The sequence below is a fragment of the Mesotoga sp. UBA5557 genome, assembly GCF_002425715.1.
GTDB lineage: Bacteria > Thermotogota > Thermotogae > Petrotogales > Kosmotogaceae > Mesotoga.
Map to the genome: position 1 here is coordinate 1 of NZ_DIMV01000005.1, position 21,280 is coordinate 21,280.

Annotated in this window: 21 protein-coding genes; 1 reads left to right on the plus strand and 20 read right to left on the minus strand. The window is 44.6% G+C overall.

Annotation, left to right across the window (positions count from 1 at the left end):
• Positions 1 to 196: 196 nt before the first annotated feature.
• The 18 genes from B3157_RS00250 to B3157_RS00335 all read right to left on the minus strand — a co-directional run bounded on the left by B3157_RS00250 (position 197) and on the right by B3157_RS00335 (position 18,197).
• Complete coding sequence (locus B3157_RS00250; protein ID WP_214078145.1) at positions 197 to 1,126, minus strand: DNA polymerase III subunit delta; 930 nt, start codon at positions 1,124 to 1,126, stop codon at positions 197 to 199.
• Positions 1,098 to 2,915: a penicillin-binding transpeptidase domain-containing protein gene (locus tag B3157_RS00255; protein WP_292587898.1), complete on the minus strand. Its 1,818-nt coding sequence runs from the start codon at positions 2,913 to 2,915 to the stop codon at positions 1,098 to 1,100. Before B3157_RS00255 ends, B3157_RS00250 begins: the two co-directional genes overlap by 29 nt.
• 356 nt (positions 2,916 to 3,271) lie before the next feature.
• A complete protein-coding gene (gene rsmH / locus B3157_RS00260) occupies positions 3,272 to 4,171 on the minus strand; it encodes a 16S rRNA (cytosine(1402)-N(4))-methyltransferase RsmH (protein WP_292587900.1) in 900 nt (299 codons plus the stop codon).
• Between the two features lie 66 nt (positions 4,172 to 4,237).
• A complete protein-coding gene (gene prfB / locus B3157_RS00265) occupies positions 4,238 to 5,350 on the minus strand; it encodes a peptide chain release factor 2 (RefSeq protein ID WP_214061070.1) in 1,113 nt (370 codons plus the stop codon).
• Positions 5,351 to 5,364: 14 nt separating this feature from the next.
• Positions 5,365 to 7,824, minus strand: a complete 2,460-nt coding sequence (gene secA, locus B3157_RS00270) for a preprotein translocase subunit SecA (protein ID WP_292587903.1) — start codon at positions 7,822 to 7,824, stop codon at positions 5,365 to 5,367.
• A 9-nt stretch (positions 7,825 to 7,833) separates the two neighbouring features.
• Positions 7,834 to 9,285, minus strand: coding sequence for a hypothetical protein (locus B3157_RS00275; protein WP_292587904.1), 1,452 nt, complete (start codon positions 9,283 to 9,285; stop codon positions 7,834 to 7,836).
• 42 nt (positions 9,286 to 9,327) lie between these two features.
• On the minus strand, positions 9,328 to 9,696 hold the full coding sequence (locus B3157_RS00280; RefSeq protein ID WP_349680346.1) for an SAM-dependent methyltransferase: 369 nt from the start codon (positions 9,694 to 9,696) through the stop codon (positions 9,328 to 9,330).
• Complete coding sequence (locus B3157_RS00285; RefSeq protein WP_292587908.1) at positions 9,693 to 10,109, minus strand: SAM-dependent methyltransferase; 417 nt, start codon at positions 10,107 to 10,109, stop codon at positions 9,693 to 9,695. Before B3157_RS00285 ends, B3157_RS00280 begins: the two co-directional genes overlap by 4 nt.
• Positions 10,110 to 10,121: 12 nt before the next feature.
• Positions 10,122 to 10,874, minus strand: a complete 753-nt coding sequence (gene truA, locus B3157_RS00290) for a tRNA pseudouridine(38-40) synthase TruA (RefSeq protein ID WP_292587910.1) — start codon at positions 10,872 to 10,874, stop codon at positions 10,122 to 10,124.
• A gap of 2 nt (positions 10,875 to 10,876) precedes the next feature.
• The gene (locus B3157_RS00295) at positions 10,877 to 11,485 is read right to left on the minus strand and encodes a hypothetical protein (protein WP_214078139.1); all 609 of its coding nucleotides are present in this window, start codon (positions 11,483 to 11,485) and stop codon (positions 10,877 to 10,879) included.
• Positions 11,482 to 13,131: a phospho-sugar mutase gene (locus B3157_RS00300; protein WP_292587914.1), complete on the minus strand. Its 1,650-nt coding sequence runs from the start codon at positions 13,129 to 13,131 to the stop codon at positions 11,482 to 11,484. The genes B3157_RS00295 and B3157_RS00300 overlap by 4 nt, the downstream gene beginning before the upstream one ends.
• Before the next feature lies 1 nt (position 13,132).
• Positions 13,133 to 13,471: a YraN family protein gene (locus tag B3157_RS00305; protein ID WP_214061290.1), complete on the minus strand. Its 339-nt coding sequence runs from the start codon at positions 13,469 to 13,471 to the stop codon at positions 13,133 to 13,135.
• Positions 13,468 to 13,767 (minus strand): Asp-tRNA(Asn)/Glu-tRNA(Gln) amidotransferase subunit GatC, encoded by a 300-nt coding sequence (gene gatC, locus B3157_RS00310; protein WP_214061289.1) that lies wholly within the window; start codon positions 13,765 to 13,767, stop codon positions 13,468 to 13,470. Before gatC ends, B3157_RS00305 begins: the two co-directional genes overlap by 4 nt.
• A 1-nt stretch (position 13,768) precedes the next feature.
• Entirely contained in the window at positions 13,769 to 14,776 is a 1,008-nt protein-coding gene (gene galT, locus B3157_RS00315; protein ID WP_214061288.1) for a galactose-1-phosphate uridylyltransferase, read from the minus strand.
• Positions 14,769 to 16,175 (minus strand): glycogen synthase, encoded by a 1,407-nt coding sequence (locus tag B3157_RS00320; RefSeq protein ID WP_214061287.1) that lies wholly within the window; start codon positions 16,173 to 16,175, stop codon positions 14,769 to 14,771. Before B3157_RS00320 ends, galT begins: the two co-directional genes overlap by 8 nt.
• Before the next feature lie 4 nt (positions 16,176 to 16,179).
• Positions 16,180 to 16,800, minus strand: a complete 621-nt coding sequence (locus B3157_RS00325) for an MBL fold metallo-hydrolase (protein ID WP_214061286.1) — start codon at positions 16,798 to 16,800, stop codon at positions 16,180 to 16,182.
• 1 nt (position 16,801) lies between these two features.
• Positions 16,802 to 17,590, minus strand: a complete 789-nt coding sequence (locus B3157_RS00330; protein ID WP_099828888.1) for an undecaprenyl-diphosphate phosphatase — start codon at positions 17,588 to 17,590, stop codon at positions 16,802 to 16,804.
• On the minus strand, positions 17,583 to 18,197 hold the full coding sequence (locus tag B3157_RS00335; RefSeq protein WP_214061285.1) for an ACT domain-containing protein: 615 nt from the start codon (positions 18,195 to 18,197) through the stop codon (positions 17,583 to 17,585). The genes B3157_RS00330 and B3157_RS00335 overlap by 8 nt, the downstream gene beginning before the upstream one ends.
• Positions 18,198 to 18,294: 97 nt before the next feature.
• Here B3157_RS00335 and B3157_RS00340 point away from each other — a divergent pair, with 97 nt between their 5' ends.
• On the plus strand, positions 18,295 to 19,425 hold the full coding sequence (locus B3157_RS00340; RefSeq protein WP_214061284.1) for an HD domain-containing protein: 1,131 nt from the start codon (positions 18,295 to 18,297) through the stop codon (positions 19,423 to 19,425).
• Here the strand turns inward: B3157_RS00340 and aspC are convergent, their stop codons facing one another.
• Entirely contained in the window at positions 19,426 to 20,583 is a 1,158-nt protein-coding gene (aspC, locus tag B3157_RS00345; RefSeq protein WP_214078137.1) for an aspartate aminotransferase, read from the minus strand.
• A 35-nt stretch (positions 20,584 to 20,618) separates the two neighbouring features.
• Entirely contained in the window at positions 20,619 to 21,260 is a 642-nt protein-coding gene (locus B3157_RS00350; RefSeq protein ID WP_214060466.1) for a hypothetical protein, read from the minus strand.
• Between the last annotated feature and the right edge of the window lie 20 nt (positions 21,261 to 21,280).

The following is a 21,280-nucleotide window of genomic DNA, read 5'->3' on the forward strand; positions in this document are numbered from 1 at the left end:
GGAAGGAAACAGTTGAAGCAGAAGTCTGCTTCAACTGTTTCCTTCCGTGTCTTATCAATTGATTTATAGTGGGCATCTGGTTGCGATTCGCCTCCTTATAAGCATTTTGCCGAAAGCAATTGTACAATGCGCTGGTGGTACTGTCAATTGAAGCTAGCTGAACGGGATGTTTCAGGTAGAAAATGTTACCTAAGAGTTACTTCAAGTTTGAAGATTCTCCGACTAACTGAAAAAACGAAAGTTGCTGATTTGATTGCCCATTCTTTATTGATTCATCGAGCTCTTGAAGAAAGACGATTAGATTCTTCAGAAACAACTTAGAATGCAAAAGGCTGAGATTTACTCTCTTCTCTCTCATGTTCGAAAAACTGTACCCCAGAAGTTTTGCAACTCTTGCACTAGCTATACCGGTCGAACTAGAGATATCTTTTATCTCCGTCCAAGTCACACCTGTTCGTCCTTTTCTCTTCTCCAGTATCGTGCCCAAATCAATAGCAAGCTTAGCCAGTACCGAGGAGAAGTAAGTAAATGGAACCGATGATTCCTTGGCGAAGCTAAGAAAACTCTCATCATTACTCAGGAAGCAAACCGCAAGGAATTCAACCTCTGTAGCGATATCGAAATCGATAAACTTCTCAACAGTTTTCTCATCTATTTCGGGAGAGAGTACGGATAATTTTTCGAGTTCACGGAGGATTCTGAATTCTTTCTTTCCCACTCTGCTTAAAATGGCCTCAGCCGCAGCCCTAGAGATCGTTTTCCCGGTAAGTTTGGCAATTTTCATAGTGTGCAACTGCCACTTGTCGTCTTCCCACGGCTTAGGAAGAACGAAGATGTGCTTTTCTGACTCAACATCTATGTCCAAACGTCCCTCGATGAAAACATCGATCTCCTCGCCTAAGGAAGAAATCAACGCCTCAACGGCCTTCCTCTCCTCTTTCTTCCAAACATCGAATTTGGAGAGCTTCACAGGTTTCGGTCCGAACATCCCCACGGTTGAAACCGCCGTCCTGAACTTAACGTTCTTGTCAGGCATATCTTCGCTTATGTGGAAAAAACCCGTTGCTCTCTCTCGAATGAAGAAATCTTTCAGAACCTCACTGTCCCCCGTTATCTCGTATATCATAGCTTAATTCTCCTAACCAAACTTCAAATCTATCTTCAACAGGCTGGCCTATCTCCGGGTACTGGCTTATGACACAACCCGAGCCGTGAATTACTATCTTGTCGACCCCATAGATCTCCGCAATTTCTCTTACATCTAGTAGTGAGTATCCTCCTAGATCGGGCATCTTCCAGCTGTAAACACCTTCGTAGATCTCTTTTTCAACACCTATCCCGTATAGATTTCTCACAATTGAAGCAAACATCGGAGCCGCTACGAATCCTCCGTAGTAAGCGCCTGCCTTCGGTGTATCTATCATTATATATAAAGTGTATGTCGGATTTTCAACAGGAAAGAAACCGTAGAAAAGCGAATAATAAGTCTCTTCGTTATACCCTCCCGGTCCAGCCTTTTGAGCAGTTCCGGTCTTCCCGGCTATTCTGATTCCATCAACTCTGGCCATTGTGCCGGTTCCCTCGATCACTACGCTCTCAAGTATTGGAAGCATGGTTGAAACTAGTTCTGGGGAAAACAGAGTCCCATCAACTTTCTTAGGAATGTTTGTCAGCCCCTCGCCGCTCCTTATGGCTCTGACAAACGTTGGAGTAATGAATTGCCCCCCTGAAGGAAAGACATTGAGAGCTTTTACCATCTGGAATATGTTAACCCCGAGACCCTGACCTATTGGGAACTGGTAGGGAGAAATCAGCGACCAATCCTTTGCCCTGGGTAGAATTCCGGGAGTCTCGCCAGGAAGATCTACTCCTGAGAGCCTACCAAACCCAATATTTCTTAACTGATTGTACATTTCCTCCTTACCAAGAGTATTAAGTATCTTCCCACCCACCTGAACCGTAGCAACGTTGCATGAATTGATGATTGCCTCCCTGAAAGTCTGAACACCGTGTCGTTCGCCCTCTACATCTCTGATAACTATGTCGAGTCCAGGAACAGGCTGGATCCTTCCAGTGCATTGAAAAGTCATGGTTTCTGTAATGGATCCGCTTTGCAACGCCAATGAGTAGATCAACGGTTTTATTGTTGAACCTGGTTCAAAGATTCCCATCAATCCAACGTCCCAGTCGTAGGCACCTGCATAAGCCAGTATCTTTCCCGTCTTGCTCTCTATGAGGAGCGCAACTCCACCGTCTGCCATGTTCTTCTCGACGGTTGTCATTAGTTCTTCGTATACCATCTTCTGAATGTCTATGTCAATCGAGAGATATATGTCATCGCCATTTGTTGGTTCTTCTCTCCAAGCACTTGTGAGCGTCCTCCTTATCAAACCGTCCTCTTTGCCTGAAAGATGCTCGTTGTAGCTTAGCTCTATACCATTAAGCGGAACCCCGCCCTTGTCAAGCTTACCGATTATCCTATCTAAACCATATTCTCCAAAACTCAATCTCTCCCTCTGCATTTCCAGGGAGATATACCGTCTTGTTATTGGTGTAATTCTTCGTTGCATCTCATCGTTAGTCGGCGCAGTGCCAAGAAGGAGAAAACTCTTTGTGCTCTGAAGATTTTCCTGAAGTTTCTCATAAGAAATGCCGAAAGAAAGCTCAACATTCTTGAGAACACGATCCACTTGATCGGACGAAGTCGCAAGTCGTAGATACCCAAGATCAAGCCATGCTTCATAGATCAGTGAATCACTAGCTAGAAGTCTGCCTCTTGAATCGTAGATAGAGCCTCTCAGAGCAGGAATCTTGTTTACTCCGAGCACCACCGGCAAATCCGGTTCAGTAAACAGGGAGATATACCCCGCTCTTACCGCGAAGACTCCCACACAAAGTATAAGAAGAACATACAACAGTGTAACTCTGCTAGCCAGTCTCTTGATTTAAGATCCACCTCGACAAAGTTCTACTTTTCTGCTCTCACCCCAACAACCGTCTGTAAATATGAAATTTCCCTAGAGACATCTCCTAGTCGAGACTTCATGACTGTGATGCTCTGCTCTCTATTCGTCGCCACCTCTGTAATTTTATCAACTTCATTGCCAAAATAGAACGGGAGAGCAATTGAAACTGCGAGTGAAAGAAAAATCACAAGAACTTGCAGAAAACCAAATAGACCCCATACTTCACTGTTCGCTAAGGCTTTGCCACCTTCACGCGCCAGCGATTTCCGCTTCGCTGTTATGGATTGCACGAGATGTTCCTCCCTTCAAATCCGCTCCGCTGCCCTCAACCTTGCACTTCTTGCTCTTAGATTGAGTTCTACTTCTTCTTGTGACGGCTGTATGGGTTTCTTCGTAAGGATCTTCAACTCTGAGTCCGATTTCTCCCTGAATACCCTTTTTGCTATGCCGTCTTCCAAAGAATGAAATGAAATAAAAACGATCCTACCGCCTTGCTTAAGAAAACCGGGAATGCTTCTCAGGACACCTTCGATGTTCTCTAATTCCTTGTTAACTACAATTCTTATCGCTTGAAACGTCTTTGTTGCGAAATGTCTTTTCCTCTTGTACCTTTCGGCCGGTGGCATTGCTGCTTTCACTGCATCGTGCAACTCTCTAGTAGTAGATAAAGGTCTTCTGTTAACTATGCATTTCGCTATTCTTCTGGCGAATCTCTTCTCGTCACCATACTCAAAGATGATCCTCGACAGTTCACTTTCGCTGTAGCTGTTCACAATATCTGCTGCTGTAATCTTAGCTGAGAGATCCATACGCATATCGAGCGGTTCGTCCAGTTCGTACGAAAACCCTCTTCCTTTAGACTTCAGCTGAAAAGTGGAAGTACCAACATCCAACAAAACTCCGTCTACCCTTTCAACGCCTGCCTGCCTTAATACTGCTTCGAAATCAACGTAAGAAGAATTGAATAGTCTGAACTTGCCCCGGTATTCTTCGAGATTCTGCTCCGCTAAATCCAGAACCTCACGGTCTACATCCAGTCCAATGACTCTTGCCTGACCGTTGGTGGCCTTCAGTATTGCCTTTATGTGACCACCCTCTCCAGCGGTACAATCAAGATAGGTACCCTCAATACGTCCACCAAGCAAATAATGGAGCGCTTCGTGAACCATAACGCTCCTGTGGTGTTCATCATATTGCCTGGACACTGAATTCACTCCGCTCAAAAGAATAATAACATTTTTCTATAGCCAAAGTCAAACTCATAGCGATATTCATTCGAGAGATTTTTCAATTGATGAGAAGAAAAGCAGTTCCTTCTCAATGAATTCGTCTATCTCACCATTCATGACAGATTGAATGTCGCCGGTCTCCGCATCTGTTCTGTGGTCTTTAACCATTGTGTAAGGCTGGAATACGTATGATCTTATCTGATTTCCCCATGAAATATCTTTTTGATCACCCATTAGCTTGAGTTTCTCGTTACGCTTTTTCTCTATCTCGATTTCAAATAACTTTGCGTAGAGCATCTTCATTGCATTTGCTTTGTTTTGGTGCTGAGACCTTTCCGTCTGACATGCAACAACTATTCCTGTTGGAAGATGAGTAATTCTAACGGCAGAGTCTGTTTTGTTCACATGTTGGCCACCGGCACCACCGGATCTGTATGTATCGACCTTGAGGTCTTCAGGCTTTATCTCGATTTCCGGTACTTCATCCATCTCGGGAAAGACACTAACAGAAGCAAAAGAAGTGTGTCTTCTATGATTTGCATCAAATGGAGAAATCCTTACTAGCCTGTGGACACCCGCCTCAAACTTGAGTTTTCCATAGGCATATGGACCAGCTAAATTCAGGGTTACACTCTTGATTCCTGCCTCATCTCCAGGCAGTTCATCGACTATAGTTATTCTGTATCCATTTCCTTCGGCCCATCTCATGTACATTCTCATTAGCATTGACGCCCAGTCCTGAGACTCGGTTCCTCCGGCACCTGGGTGAATTGACATAAAACAGTTGTTATTATCGTACTTTCCGCTTAGGAGGATCGTTAGCTCAAACTCCCTGACCTTCTTTTCTGCCGATCTTACAAGCTCTTCAACGTTCTTGACGAAGCTTTCGTCTTCTCCCGATAGCTCAATAGCAATGTCAATGCTTTCAAACTCCTCTTCCACATCCCTTAGAAGACCAAGGATTCCGCGGAACGACTGCGCATCTATTCCCAGCTTGGAAGCCTCTTTTTGGTCGTTCCATATTGAGGGATCACTCATCCTTTTTTCGATATCCTTCAGTTTCTCATCTATCTTCTCGAGATCAAGAGTCTCTCTTATTGAATCGAATTTCTCCCTCAGCTCTTGAATTCTCAAGTTTGTTTCATAGCTAATCAAGTTACACCTCCGGACTAACGTTTAACCTTGAACCTTTTTGTACCCTTCTTCTTGCCGCCAGTGTCTGCCTTTTTTTCTCCTCCAACTCCACTGAAATCGGAGTGCATAGCTTGAAGACTTCTGAATTCCTTGTCGGCGTTTTGCTTGGCCTTATCACTATCGACTCTAACTATTCTGACTATGGCACTGGCAATGTCATCATAAAGAGAATCGGTCAACTGCTGAAAAAGAATGAAAGACTCTTTCTTGAATTCTATCACAGGATCTTTCTGACCGTAAGCTCTTAAACCCACCGAGTCTTTGAGGTGCTCAATAGATTCTAGGTGTCTTCTCCATCTCTCATCGATCATCCTTAGCATAATGTACTTCATCACCTGAGGGAACTCATCTCCAAATGAAGCCTTCTTTTCGGCATAAATCTCCTGCAGTAGCGACAAGGTTACGTTTCTAAGCTCCTCGACGTTCTTAATGCCCTTGAGCTGCTCAATGTCCCCCGCAGGCAGGAAACTGAAGGAGACTTTAATATCTTCAAAAGAAGGAAGCTGCTCAAGTCCCGACAGTCTTCTATCAACTACATCTTCAATAATCTCAAAGACATTCGAATCGATCTCTTCGCCCTTCAATACCCAGTTGCGGTGAGCATATATGGCGCTCCTCTGCTGATCAATAACCGAATCTAGCTCGTAAAGGCGTCTCCTGATCTCGAAATGCATTCCCTCAATCTTTTTTTGAGCAGACGAAATAATCCTGCTTAGAAGCGAATGCTCTATTGGTTGACCTTTCTCGATCTTGAGGGTATTCATAATCGATTGCATTCGTTCACCACCGAACAGTCTAAGAAGATCATCTTCAGTAGAAAGGAAGAATCTTGACTCTCCTGGGTCGCCCTGTCTACCTGATCTGCCAACTAGCTGATTGTCAATTCTTCTGCTCTCGTGCCGCTCCGTTCCAAGAACGTACAGTCCTCCAAGTTCCACAACCCCATCACCAAGTTTTATGTCAGTTCCTCTCCCGGCCATATTAGTGGCTATAGTAACGGTTTTTCGCTCACCTGCATTAGCCACGATTTCTGCTTCTCTCTCATGGTATTTTGCATTTAAGACTTCATGAGGAACTCCCTTTTTCTGCAGCATTTTGCTCAGGAGCTCACTCTTTTCTATTGAAGTAGTACCAACAAGCACTGGCTGTCCCTTCTCATATCGTTGAGCGATCTCATCAATGATCGCTTCGTTTTTCTCTTCCCTTGTCTTATAGATTGCATCTTCTTTATCCAGCCTAATTACTCTCTTGTTCGTCGGAATAACGGCGACCGGAGTATTATACATAGAAATGAACTCGGATTCTTCAGTCGCGGCCGTACCGGTCATTCCCGATACCTTTTCATAGAGCTTGAAGTAATTCTGAAAGGTAATAGTTGCGAAAGTGACTGATTCCTGTCTTATCTGCACGTTTTCTTTGGCTTCTATGGCCTGATGAAGACCCTCAGAGTACCTTCTTCCAGGGAGTAACCTGCCGGTGAACTCGTCAACAATGACAACTTCACCTTCATTAGTAACAAGATAATCAACTTCTCGTCTGTAGAAAATCATAGCCTTCAAAGCATTCAAAAGATGGAAGATGTAGTCATAATTACTGGGGTCGTAAAGATTTTCTATCTGAAGAAGCTTCTCAGCCTTTTCTATTCCTTCATCTGTAAGGGTCACAGTTCTGTCCTTTTCGTCAACAACAAAATCTTTTTCGGCCTGAAATCGCTTTGCAAAGAAGGCGAACTGTCTATACAGACTTGACGAGTCCTGAGCGGGACCAGAGATGATCAGTGGCGTTCTCGCCTCATCTATGAGTATTGAATCGGCCTCATCTACAATCACGTAGTTGTGGCCTCTCTGAACTTTGTTCTCGAGAGAGTAGACAAGATTGTCTCTCAAGTAGTCAAAACCAAACTCATTTGCAGTTCCATAAGTTATATCGCAATCATAGGCTTTTTTTCTCTCCATAGGCTCCATTGCTGCTTGGATGAACCCGGCTTGCAACCCAAGATACTCATAAACCGGCCCCATCCATCCCGCATCCCTTTTTGCAAGGTAATCGTTCACAGTTGCGAGATGACAACCCTTACCTGACAGAGCATTTAGATACAGGGGCATCGTTGCCACAAGAGTTTTTCCTTCACCGGTTTTCATTTCTGCGATCTTGCCTTCGTTTAGAGAAAGAGCACCCATAAGCTGCACGTCAAAGGGTCTCATCTTCACTGTCCTCTTGGCAGCTTCTCTTGCAAGCGCAAAGGCCTCCGGCAGAACAGACTCAAGCGACTGGCCCTCGTCAATCCTGGCTTTGAATTCCTCAGTTTTCTTCATGAAATCCAGTCGATCGTACTTACTGACCTCTCGCTCTAATTCATTTATCTTTTCAACTGTTTTTGAATACTTCTTGAGAAGCATTTTGTTTTTGTCGAATATCTTCGAGAAAATCCCCATCAAATCACCTCAATAGAAACGTAGCGTGTGAATCATATTACCGTTTTCAACGAAGGTTTGCTGGTAGAGGAGAGCGCTATCTACTGAAATCCCCATGAGAGACCTAAAAACCTTCTTCATGTCAATAAATGCATGCACGAGATCGTTGCCCATGCCCAATCTTCTGACGAATTCGTAACTTGTGTTACTACTCAAAATCTCTGCATTAGAAAGCAATCTGTAGTATTCGTCGGGTGTAAGCGAAGTGAGCACAGTTGTCTCGGCTGAGAAAATGAAATATATAGTATCGAAATCATTCTCAAGTTCGTAGATACGGTTGCCCCTGTACGAGGACTGAACCGCACCCCACTCTTTGAGCGGTCCTTCGAGTCTTTCGGTATCCGAGCTTCTGTTAGTAAACACTGCTGTTACTCTCGGAGTCTCAGAGACCAAATCACCATATATCCTTGTATTTCCTGTGCTTTCTCTCGAGAGAAGGACGACAAAATCCGCAAGTTCTCTGTAAGGTTCGAGATCAAGCTCAAACCAGTGAGCGAGCTCCTTCCTCAAGGTCTCTACAGATGAGCAAGGAAAGAAAACCGTGTAGTCACCAAGAGTTGCCTTTGATGCCTCTACCTCCTTGGCATCAGACAAGGAAATCATCTTCTGAAGCTCTTCACTGTCCACAAACATCGTATCCTGAACGATCGTAGCTGTAAGTGTATGTCCTTCCGGACGAGCAAAAACCACTGTATTTTCGATTGAAAAGGTAGACTCAAGCCCCAGATCAAGCTGGAATCGGTCTCCATCAATATAACCGGCAAGAGTGAAGTCATAACTCTTCTCCGCAACCTCTCTGCCTTTACCGTTTGACTCCAGTAACCTACCACCTTCTCCAGCATAAGTCTTCAAAGCCAGAGTAACAGCCTCTTTATTACCGCCGATTATTAGGTAGTCATCTGCGGCATTGTAGAAGAGAGTTCCTGTACTGCTCCTCAACTCGTTAACTGTCTCTCCAGGTTGAACGAATATTGCCATATCCAGAAGGGCTGCCGTAGCTTTCAATAACTGAAAGGAATTAGAGGTTCGCCAAGCTATGAAAACTCGGTTCCTGGTGAGCTTCAGTTTCTCAAGGAGATAAAACGGATCAAACATCAGCAGATCATCAAGAGAGAGATCGATACCTTCGCCAACGAGAAGAATGTCATTATTCAAAGCGTTCTTAAGAAAACTCGTATCGACCTCCGCATTGTATCCGGCAGCATCGATTATCCCATAAAAGGCTCGTTCAGCACCGAACCCATCATCCCCTAGATAGGCACCGAAAAAATTGGTGCTGTCCCTGAGAACTTCCATAGTTGATCTCAACCCACGAAGAATGAGAAAATAGCCGACATCTTCAGGAACGAAATCGAAAATATCTTGTGCCATTAATGCGGAAAAAGAAACAAGCACCAGCATAAAAACGAGTAAGGATTTCAAGCTCTCCCGGATCACTCATGTGAACCGGGGTTTTCCCTCCCTTCAAACCAATTGGTTGCTATCCCGATCGAAAAACGCGAAAGCCTTCTCAATCAAATAGTCATAGTCTAACTCAACAAATGTCTCCCCAGCAACCGAATAGAGAAGATACTCGATGTTACCTCTCTTGCCTTTGATTGGAGAAAACGTTATTCCTACGGGAAACACGCCGCTACTAACAAAAGCCTTTACAAATACTTCTATAACTTCGCGATGAGCCGTACGTGAGCGCACCAATCCCTTCTCAACAACACCCGGACCAACTTCAAATTGTGGCTTTATTAGGACCACCGCTTCTCCGTTGTCTTTCAGAAACATCCTAAAGAGCTCTGCCAAACCTGCCGTAGAGATGAATGATAAGTCCGGAGTCAATAGATCAACTTCGCCCCCAACTGCTCAATAGAGAAATCTCTTTTGTCAGTTGACTCAACTGACAAGATTCTGCTGTCCTCTCTAAGTTTGTTACTGATCTGGTCTTTCCCAACATCTACACAAATCACACTGGCTGCTCCCTTATCCAGCAGAAGTTGTGCAAAGCCACCGGTTGATGCACCAACATCAATTACTCTCTTACCTTCGGGTTTTATTCTGAACTCATCGATAGCTTTCTTCAGTTTGTAATACCCTCGCCCTACCGGCATGAAGGAATTCGAGGCAACTATTTCTCTGTCAGAATCCACCTTGTAACCCGGCTTAAGAACAATCATACCATCTACAGTAACTTTTCCGCTCCTGATCAGTTCTGCTGCTTTCGTTCTACTCTCAGACAGCCCAAGCCCAAACAATAGTTCATCAATCTACGTTTCAAACTCATCAAACACCGCTTTGTAGAATACAAGTCCCTGAGGAGGGGCAGTTCCTGGAAGCGTTGATCTATCCTGTGAAGAAAGAAATTCAGAAACGGCTTCTTCAGAAGTGCTCCCGGTGCCAACTTTCACAAGCGTACCGACGATATTCCTTACCATTCTCTTGAGAAAGGAGACTCCCTCGACCCTAATGAGTATAAGACGAGGGCTCGTCCTGACAATTCTAATGGCTGAAACGGTCCTTATTGGATTTCTGTCATCTCTGCCAGTCCTGAAAGCAGTAAAGTTGTGTTCTCCAAGAAGTCGTCTCCCTGCTCTCCGCATCGATTCAATATCCAGAGTATACGGGAACCACCAGACAAACCTTCTTCTGAAGATGTCCGGTTCGCTTGAATTGAGAATGTAATAGTGATAGATCCTCTTCTTCGCAGCAAACCTTGGGCTGAAATTCTCCGCTACTTCATACACTTTTCTAACATACACGTCCGCCGGAAGATTCGCGTTGAGCGCAGCTTTCATTGTTGGAGCATCCAATCTATCGAGGTTCGAATCAAAAGCGATTACCTGACCATAGCCGTGAACTCCCGTGTCTGTTCGACCGGCTCCCTGACTCGAGACTCTGAACTTGTGAATTCTTTCCAGAGCTTCTTCGAAGATACCCTGTACAGTTCGCATATCCGGCTGATTCTGAAAACCGAAGAAATCGGTCCCGTCATACGACACTACTGCAGCGAATCTCTTCACAGTTATTTTGAACCCGTGAGATCTAGCATCTCGGTGTAGAGATAAACCATTGAAGAGAGGTCCTTTCCCATTCTCTGTAAATCTCCATTATAAACAGTCCACAAAACCCTTCCAACTATGGTTTCGACATACTTTATCAGGGAGTTTTCAAGCTCCTTCTTCTCGCCATCACTTAGCAGAAGGCCTCCAACTTTTCCTGCAAGCCATGAGGAAAAGCCCTGATCATTGAATCTCAGAGTTCCCTCTTCATAATCCTTAAGCATTTTGTAGACTTCCTCAGTTGTCTCCCTTACGGAAAGATTATTAGAAAGCACTTCGAGTATCGTTGGATCGAAGTAACCTTCAAGCGCTTCAGGAACTTCCAGCTCGTACTTGAAGTAAAGAAGGTTCGCATCACTGTGCTTTCTTTCGAAAGAGATCTTGCGTCTAGTAGCACTTTCAAGGCCATAAGCGCTAAGACAACTCCAGTATTTGTGTTTGAGTAAATCGCTTGAATGCTCAGTCGACCACGTGGTCATAAAGCCTGTCTTAGTTCTGTGATCAAATGTTGCTCTCTTTGGAGAGAGAAAATCATCCCCACGGTACAAAATGTGAGCGTACCTGTAATTCATAGGCCTACAATCCCTTCGATCAGTTCTTTTAGTTCATCGATTTTTCTTCTTGCTTCATCATTGGTTTCTCCCTTTGCCATGAGATAGAATTTGACCTTTGGTTCTGTCCCCGAAGGTCTTACAATAATCTTAGAACCATCCTCCATCTCCATTGAAATCACATCGGCCGTGGGGAGATCACCCGAGTCTTCCATATAGTCTTTGAATTTTCTTACCCTAAAACCCCCAATTGCAGATGGCCTGCTTTCCCTAAGCCCTTTCATGATTGCTTCTATTCTATCCTTTCCCTCTATGCCTTCGTAATCCTTGTTAACGAGTGCCTCGAGATAATAACCGAACTCCTTATAGATCTCTTCAAGATACTCAATCAGTGAAAGTCCTGACCGCTTCAAGAAGCCCGCGATTGTACAGGCAAGAGCAGCAGCGCTAACAGCATCTTTGTCTCTCGCATGCCTTCCGTAGAGAGAGCCGTAGCTCTCCTCGAAACCGAAAAGATACTTTCCTCTTCCTTCAATTTCTGATTTCTCAATGATCTCTCCAATGTACTTGAACCCGGTTAGGGTCTCTCTTACTTTTACACCGCTTCGGGCAGCGATACTCTTCACCAGATCCGTCGAAACTATCGTCTTCACAATAAACGCATCGTCAGGAAGGGACCCTTTCAGTCTCTCAAGAATGAAATGGGTCATTATCACGCCTGTTTGATTTCCATTGATCGCGATGTACTTTCCATCTTGCCTTACCATTATGCCCAACCTATCGCAATCCGGATCCGTCGCAATCAGAAGATCGGCATCGGTTTCACCTGCGACATCAAGAGCCATAGAAAATGCTTTCGGATCTTCCGGGTTTGGACTCTTGACGGTTGGGAAGCTACCATCAGGTATAGCCTGCTCCTCGACACGTTTCACTCTGTGGCCAAGATCGGAAAGTGTCTTGTAGACAGGGTAGTTGCCGGTTCCATGGAGAGGGGAATAAACAACGCTAATTGATTCAAAATCGTTACAAAGGTGGAGAACGTTTTCCTTCACAGTCTCCAAAAATCCATCAAGAACAGAGTTCGGTATGTTATAAATTATCTCTCTCTTCGGCGAGTAGTTTTCGAAAAAGTCTGATCCATTAACGCTTTGAATTATCTCTTCAGCGTAACGGGGAACCGCTTGAGTTCCATCTGAAGTGTAGACCTTGAAGCCATTGTACTGAGGTGGATTGTGACTGGCAGTAATTACAATTCCTCCGCTTGCCTTAAGCTCCCTAACCGCAAAACTTAGGACTGGAACAGGCATTGGCTCAACAAAAAGGTGAACCTTGATACCTAATGACGAGAGGACCTCGGCCGACACTTCAGCGAAACGAGAAGATTTGTGCCTTGTATCAAAGGCTATTACTACTGACGGATCTATGTACTTATTAGAAATCCAGCGACCGAAGCCAAGAGAAGCTCTTCTTATTGTGAAAATGTTCATACGATTTGTTCCGGCACCAAGAACCCCTCGCATTCCACCGGTACCGAACTCGAGATCCAGAGCAAACCTATCCCTAACTTCTTCCGGCGAAAGCATCTTGAGCTCTTCCTTCATCTCTTCCGTAGAATTCTTAAGCCATCTTTCGTACTCTTCAAAGATTCTCTGGCTATTTCTAAGCACGCTACCACCTTCCAACTGCTTTTAAATGATTTACTTCCCCATCATTCAAAACCTCAATAACGTCAAGCCTTGTTTCACTAAAGGTTGGCTTTTCAGTCGATATGTATCTCTGGGCAGCCAACTCGAGTCGCCTTAGCTTTCTTTCGTCAACTCTGTATCTCGGCAATCTGAAAGAACTCCCTCCTTTGACTTCAACAAAGACCATCGTCCTTCCTTCAAATGCAACAATATCTATCTCACCAAATCTATACGAGATATTTCTCGCAATTATCTTGTATCCCGACTTCTTAAGATACCTGCAAGCAATATCTTCATATCTTTTACCAGAAGCGTTGCTCATTTCTCCCCTTTGTATATCCTTGGAACTTTGAGATAGTCTCCTTCCCGCTCAGGAAAAAGATCACGAATTAGCTTTGCACCTTCAAATTCCATCGGAGCATCTTCTCTTGGCTCAAGACTCTTCTCGACTGGAGATATCATTTCATCGGCACTGGGATCAACTTGATCTAGAAGCGTCATGTACTGCAGAATCTCTTCGATATCCTTCTTAAGACTCACGCGCTCCTGTTCTCTCAGCTCGAATTTTGCAAGTTCTTCAAGATGCTTCAGCAGTTCATCACTTATTCTGGTTTCCATTCTACTCCTCCTCAATCCTGACCTCTCGAAGATACATCGCAGCATGCTCGGGAGGCATAGGGTTTATGTAGAAGCCTGAACCCCACTCAAAACCAGCGACCCTTGTGAGTCTTGGAACTATCTCCAGATGCCAGTGATAGTGAGCTGATTGCTCCATACCCTTGATTCCCGTATGCAACATGAAATTGTAGGGCGGATTATCGAGAGCCTTGTGAATCCTCAGCAACATATTCTTAAGTATCACAGAAAAACTATCGATCTGAGAAGCAGAGATCTCTCCGAAATTGTCTTTATGAACCTTCGGAACGATCCAGGTCTCAAAAGGAAACCTTGCAGCAAATGGTTCGAAAGCAACAAAATCATTATTCTCCTCAACCACTCTCGTCCCTTCCAGTCCTTCCTGGTTAACCATATCGCAGTAAACGCATCTTTCTCTGAAACGGTAGTAGTCTGCAGCACCAGTGATCTCTTCATCAACTCTTTTAGGCACAATTGGAGTAGCTATCAACTGACTGTGGGAGTGCACCAGGGATGCCCCGGCTTCTCTTCCATGGTTCTTGAATATCAACACGTATTTGATCCTATTATCCTTTTCAAGCACCTGATGACGTTCTTTGTATGCCCAGATCACTTCCCTAACCTGCTCATACGATAGAGTAGCCATAGATGCGTTATGATCAGGTGTCTCGATAATCACTTCATGCGTTCCAAAACCCTTTATAACATCGTACATTCCATGGCCAAAGCGATCCGGTTCTGTACTTGAATCAAGAGCTGGAAACTTGTTCTGAACTACCCTAACCCACCATCCCGGGCTGTCTTTTGTAGTATCCGCAGGTCTGAAAGCCATGACTTCAGGTGGTGTGGTGTGCTCATTTCCGTAATCAAACGGACAGAAAGCCGATTCCACTTTCTCTTTGGCATTTATGAAATCATGAGGCCTTCTAGCTCTTTCAGTAGCTATTATTACCCATCTCTTTATTATCGGATCCTTTCTTAATTCAGGCATTACCTTTGACCTCCAGCATCTCGCTGTATAGAGATATGTAGTTCTTCGCCGAAGCGTTCCAAGAAAAGTCCTCACTCATGGCATTGTACACTACTTTCCTCCAGCAGTCCGGCCGACTGTATACTTCGAGAGCTCTATCAATTGCTTCAAGAAGTCCACTAGCTTTGTAATCAGAAAAACCAAAACCATTTCCGGAATCCAAACCGTCAAATTCCTTCACTGTATCTGCCAATCCACCGGTGAATCTAACTACAGGGATCGTCCCATACCGCATGGCAAACATCTGACCCAAGCCGCAAGGTTCATATCTGGAAGGCATCAAGAACATATCTGCGCCCCCGTAAATCTTCTGGGCAAGATCCAAATCGAAGGTTAGCTTTGCAGCTACCCTATCTGGATAAGCTTCTTCAAGCTCCTTAAACATGAGTTCGTATCTCCTCTCACCAGTCCCCAGAACTATTAGTTGGACGGGAAGCTTCATCAGATCATCCTTGATCTCCTCTATTAGGTCGAGCCCTTTCTGATCAACAAGTCTTGAGATCAATCCAATAACTGCCGTATTGTTTCCGGGAAGACCTACCAATTTCTGCAGATTGCATTTGTTTATCTTCTTGTTCTTAAGGTTATCAAGACCGAAGTTAGCCCACAAACGCCTGTCGTTTTCGGGATCGTATTCGGAATAATCGATTCCATTCAATATTCCAACCAGATCATTGTTCCTTCTGGAAAGGATTGCCTCCAGCCCCGCACCGTACTCAGGAGTCTGGATTTCCTTTGCGTAGGTAGGGGAGACCGTACTAAGCTTATCGGAGAATTCAATGCCCGCCTTAAGGAAATTGAGGCCTTCTTGCACTGAAATATCTTTTTGATAAGCTTTCTTAATCCCCGAGAGTTCAAAATACCTGTCTTCATAGACACCTTGATAAGCTAAGTTATGAATTGAGAGGACTGTCTTGATTCCGGCTTCGGCTTGCTTAAGATAGACTGCCATGAGACCGGTATGCCAGTCGTTGAGATGAACGATATCATAACCTTGCTCAATCGCAAAGGACGTGGCTGCATCGGAAAAGCTCATTGCTTGAAGAGCTAAATCGGATGAGCCATAGACCTTCTTGGAGTCCATAAGATCTTCATTTCTCAGCAGAAAGACACTCACTTCACTTTGAGGCAATTTAGTCTTATAGATATCAAAGAAGCGAGGTCTTCTTAAGAATCTTGTCTTCTGGACCCTTCCCGTCTTTGATAAAACGCTTCTATCTATCGATCCATGAAGAGGCATTAATATATCAACATCTACTCCCAGTTGTTTCAAGTACTTCGGAAGGGATCCAGCTACATCAGCAAGACCTCCTACTTTTGCTAACGGATACACTTCGTAAGAAACAAACAGCACTCTCATGTAATCACCTCTTGAATATCGGCAGGTCATGAGAAAAAATCACAGTATCTGCCCTGTCGAAGTACTTCATTACGAAAGAAGCGGCCTCGTCTGTCCGCATACCTTTTCGCATTTCGTGATACTGTATTTGCCTTGTGCATATATCTCCACAAATAAAGACATTGCCACAATTACTTGTTTCAAGAAAAAATGAAACATGATCTCTCGAGTGAAAAGGAGACTCCAGAACTTCTACTGAATCTAGAAGCCTGTCTCCATTCCTGAACGGCTCGACTCTATTCCAGGAGAGAACTATCTTCTGGTACATGGCTCCAACTATTGGACCAAACGAACCGTAGTCTCTGCTACTGTAACTCTCATGCAGATGAACTTTTGCGTTCGGGAAAAACATGCTGTTGAAGGCGTGGTCTAGATGAAAGTGAGTCAGAAATATGTCAGTAATTTCATCTGGGGAAAGATCCAGAGAAGTCAGTTTATCTTCAAGAATCTCTAGAGAAGGGAACCCGCCCGGATCGACGAGAATCCTTTTTTCATCTTCCACAAGAAGAACGCAGCTACTCGTTGGAGAATCCAGCATTCCCGGCACATATACCAAACTGCCGGGAAAGAGGAGATTCAAGTCCAAGTTACATCACTCCTCGAAAAATCAAACCTACTGTCCCTATAATTATACAGTAAACGGCAAACAAACTCAGACGTCGCTTCAGAACAAGTTTCTTGAGAAGCCACAGTCCCATTACTCCAGTCAGGAAAGCAAGAATGGAAGACAATAGAACCGTACTGACAGGAAGATTAACTCTTGAAAGCTCCAGAAGACCTGCTCCTAGAGTAACCGGGAGGCTCAAGAGGAACGAGAATCTAACGGCGTCTCTTCTAACCATACCGACAAGTAAGGCTCCGAAGATGGTGAAACCACTCCTGGATATCCCCGGAACTATAGCCGCCGCCTGAAAGATACCGATTGAAAGAGCCCCTGCAATAGAGAGATCCAGTATCTTGCGATCACCCTTAAGCCTATCCGATATGAACAACATAGTCGCGGTCACAAATAACATGGTAGATGCAAAGGCTACATCTGAAAACAGTAGCTTTATCTCGTCCTCCAGCAGAAAACCAGCTATAACTGCCGGAATGGTCGCAATCAGAAGCAACAATATATACCTGATTGAAGAGTCCCTCTTTTCTGGCTTACCCAATCCAGAGAATATGGTCCATACATCCTTAAATGTGAACAACAAAACGGCAAAGAATGTTGCAAGATGCAATACTGCAAAAAACGCCGCCTTAGATTCAACATCGAGCGGAACATTAAGAAAACTTGAAAAAATAGTCAGATGTCCAGAAGACGAAACTGGAAGAAATTCAGTTGCTCCCTGAACCGCACCTAGAATGAGGTAACTTGCAAAATCAGACACCAAAACCCTCCTCTTCACTTATACTCTCAAAAGAAACTCCCTTTTCTTGAAGTATTTCAGCGATCATTCCTATGTCCGACTCATCTGTTCTGATAACGACCCGTCTTTCATCCTCTGATTCTGCCGCTGACGTGATTATCGAAAGAATATTTACCTCTCTTTCGGCAAGGTAATCTACAACATCTCGCAACGCTCCTGGCTTGTCCTCCAGAATCACGGAGACTCTTGTTCCTGGCTTGTCCATAGCAGTGAACTCCATCAGGCCTTCAAGAATCTCAAAGACTCCGATAGCTCCCACCACCAAAAAATCGTCGTCAACTACAGGAAGAACATAGTCATGACTCTCGATAAGCATAAGTGCGGCATCTTCAATGAAATCAGAGTCTCGACAGTAGAAGACCGGTTCTGTAATAACCTCTGAAACGGGCGTTGCAGGATCAACATCTTTGATATCATCCACTCTTGCAACGCCTGCCAGTCGCCCGTCACTATCCACCGAGATTACATAAGTGAGCCCAGCCGACTTTCTGTCGCTCAAGATCTCACCTACAGTACAGTCATCACTAAACAGTGGATAAGTCCTGTTTGTCCATTTGCAAATGTTCATAAACCCGCCTCTTTCCCTGCTAAAGACTTTATTTTACTCACCACAACAATTATAATTGTATCAGTGTGATCTTTGACCCTGCTGGGGAGGTGTCTCCGTGTTTCAAGGATACGTGAAGCTACTAGAACTCGCAACAAATCTCTTCACAATGTATAGGTGGAACAACACACCCACTCTTCTAAGGACTAACGAAGCAGAGAATGCCTTCATCTCAGCCCAATACAGTTTACTGATGTCAGAGATGGCCAGGCTGAGTGGTCTCGATATCAACCAGAAGGAACTCTTTCAGAGACTGGTTTTGAAGGAACTGCCAAAATGCCTTCTTTCCGACATCTCTGTTGACACCAAGGTTCTGATAAAATCTCTTTCACCAGATAAATGGAACGATGTTTTTTCGAGAACCGTTGAGGAAATCGTTCAATACTTGCCCGAAGAACGGCACAACCCATTCTATCTGTCTATGGTCAATTCAAAAGATGATTCTGTCGAGGGCAAAATAATCCAGACGGGAGATCTCTTGTCTGCCAGACTAGAGGCGGGCCTACATGCAAGGAGTTTCCCGGACTTCTTCAGCCGACCATTGAAAGGTCTCGAGAAACGAATCGAAATCTTCAGAGACTTCGAACCTTACCGCCTTATCATGGATACCCCATGGCTTGAACGCTACACTAACGCTTTGATCGTTCTGTTAAGAGCTGTCCGCTGGAATCGGCTGAATAGAAACGTTCCAACCACTGTAGCAGCCCATTCATCCTATGTTACAATAACTGCATACATTCTTTCCTGTATTGAGGAGGAGAAAGGCACTGCAATAAACCCCGTTGAATCTGTAAAACGCGCCCTTCTGCACGACATTCCAGAAAGCATGACCGGTGACATAATCACACCAACAAAGAAGAAAGTCCCTGGATTTGATGAGGTGATCGCTCAAGTTGAAGAGCAGATGGTTACCGAGAACCTGCTGGTCGGAATGCCCGATGAACTTATCAAAGAGCTTAAACTCAGAATGCTGGATCCATTTGAATCATTGGAAGGCAGAATCGTGTGGGCAGCCGATCAGTTCGCAGCTACTGTAGAATGTCTCATGGAGATCCGTTCAGGAAACACACAATACGCCTTTAGAGATGCTATGAACAGAATGCTGGACGACCTTTCAAAATCCGATCTAGAAAGTGTCCAGCTTCTAACTCAATCGTTTAAATGGAGCCTGGACTGGACTGGCCGCTAGTCAAATCGCCTTGAGAAATCTCCCAAATCTGTCAATTCCCTTCTTCAGTTCTTCAACCGAACTGGAGTAAGACATTCTTATGAAGCCTTCGCAACTGAACGCACTTCCCGGAACCATTCCCACTTTCTGCTCCTCGAGAAGCCCAAGAGCAAATTCGTTGGAATTCACATACCTTCGGCCAAGGTATGGTCTGATATCTATGAATACATAAAAAGCTCCCGCAGGCTTGCTGAATTTGAGTCCAATCTCAGAAAGCCTTGATACAACCAAATCTCTTCTCTTCCGAAACTCCTCAACCATGGAAGAGGTATCGACCTCAAACGCCTTCAAGGCTGCATACTGAGCTATAGTATTAACATTTGATGCAAGGTGGCTCTGGATTTTAGATATCTCTTTTGCCAGCTTAGTGGATGTGGCGGAATAGCCTACTCTCCAGCCCGTCATTGCGTATGTCTTGGAGAAAGCGTTTATGACCGCTGAACGTTCCTTCATTCCATCCATCGAGGCTATTGATAAGTGAGAAGCATCGAATACAAGCTTTTCATACACTTCATCAGAGATGACAAAGAGATCTTCCTTTATGCAAAGGTCTGCCAGTTCCTCTAGGAAACTCTCTGGATAGATTGCCCCGGTCGGGTTGTTCGGAGAATTTATCATAATCGCTTTCGTTTTGTCGGTAATAGAACTCTCGATTTCGTTGATCTCAGGAATGAAGTCTCTCTCAACATCAGCCTGCACAGTGACCGGTACACCACCGCAGAGAAGAATCTGCGCCTCATAGCTTACCCAAGCAGGCGAAATGATTATCACCTCATCGCCAACGTTGAGCAAAGCCTTCAGAACGTTGTAGATAGCTTGTTTTCCACCGTTCGCAACAACAATCTCTTCGGGTGAGTAAGTCATGTTGTTTTCCTTCTGAAGTTTCAGAGCTATCGCCTTTCTCAACTCATCTATTCCAGCGGCGTTCGTATACTTCGTTTTTCCCTCATTGAGAGCTTTTATTGCTGCATCGACAATTGGGCGGGGAGTAGGAAAATCCGGTTCACCTGCAGTGAACTTTACAACATCCTCTCCTGATCGAGCGAGTTCCAACGCCTTCTTGTTGAATTCCAAGGTCGCCGAAGGCGTTACAGAAGAGACAAAGTGCGACAAATCCATTGGAGCACCTCCAAAGTTATAGTCAGTATCCTCATTTAGATCCTATTGATTATCTCGAGAACCACTAGCGCGAAATCGCTAAGACTGTCCTTCTTGCACAGTCTAGCGCCGGCTTCTCTCTTTCTCTTTCCATTTACCAATGCAGAACCTACCGCCATTACAATCTCAGTCATCCCGTACTCCAGTTTTTCGATGAACTCTATTCTGAAACTTGGAATGACATCCCTTATTGCTGCAACCGTTGATTCCACGATTGCCATGTACTTCTCGTCGTCACCAATGTCTACAATTGACGAACCCTCAAGTTCTCTTCCCTCATAATCTAGCATTACCGTTATGTCTAGTTTTCGCATCGTTGCGCGCGTCTCGAGGCTTTTAAGTTGGAAGTTGTAACCTTGGACTTCTTCCTTCTGGTAAGGTCTTACAACCGAAGCTTCCTCTTCATCGTCTGAATCCAGGGATATCTGTGCAATAGAGACGATCTTCCTATCGATCTTGACACCCGTTGAAGCGTATATTGCCGTTTCAATATCTCTTACCAACTGCTTTGCCGGTTTGGAAATGTCCGCCAAAACGTGAATCTCGACCATTTCGCCGTTTTCGTCATAAACTATTCTGGCGCTGTGCACCCCCGGCAGTTTCGAGATGATGCTGTCAACTGCTAGCTTGCTAGGCATTCAATCAACCCCCTCGACCT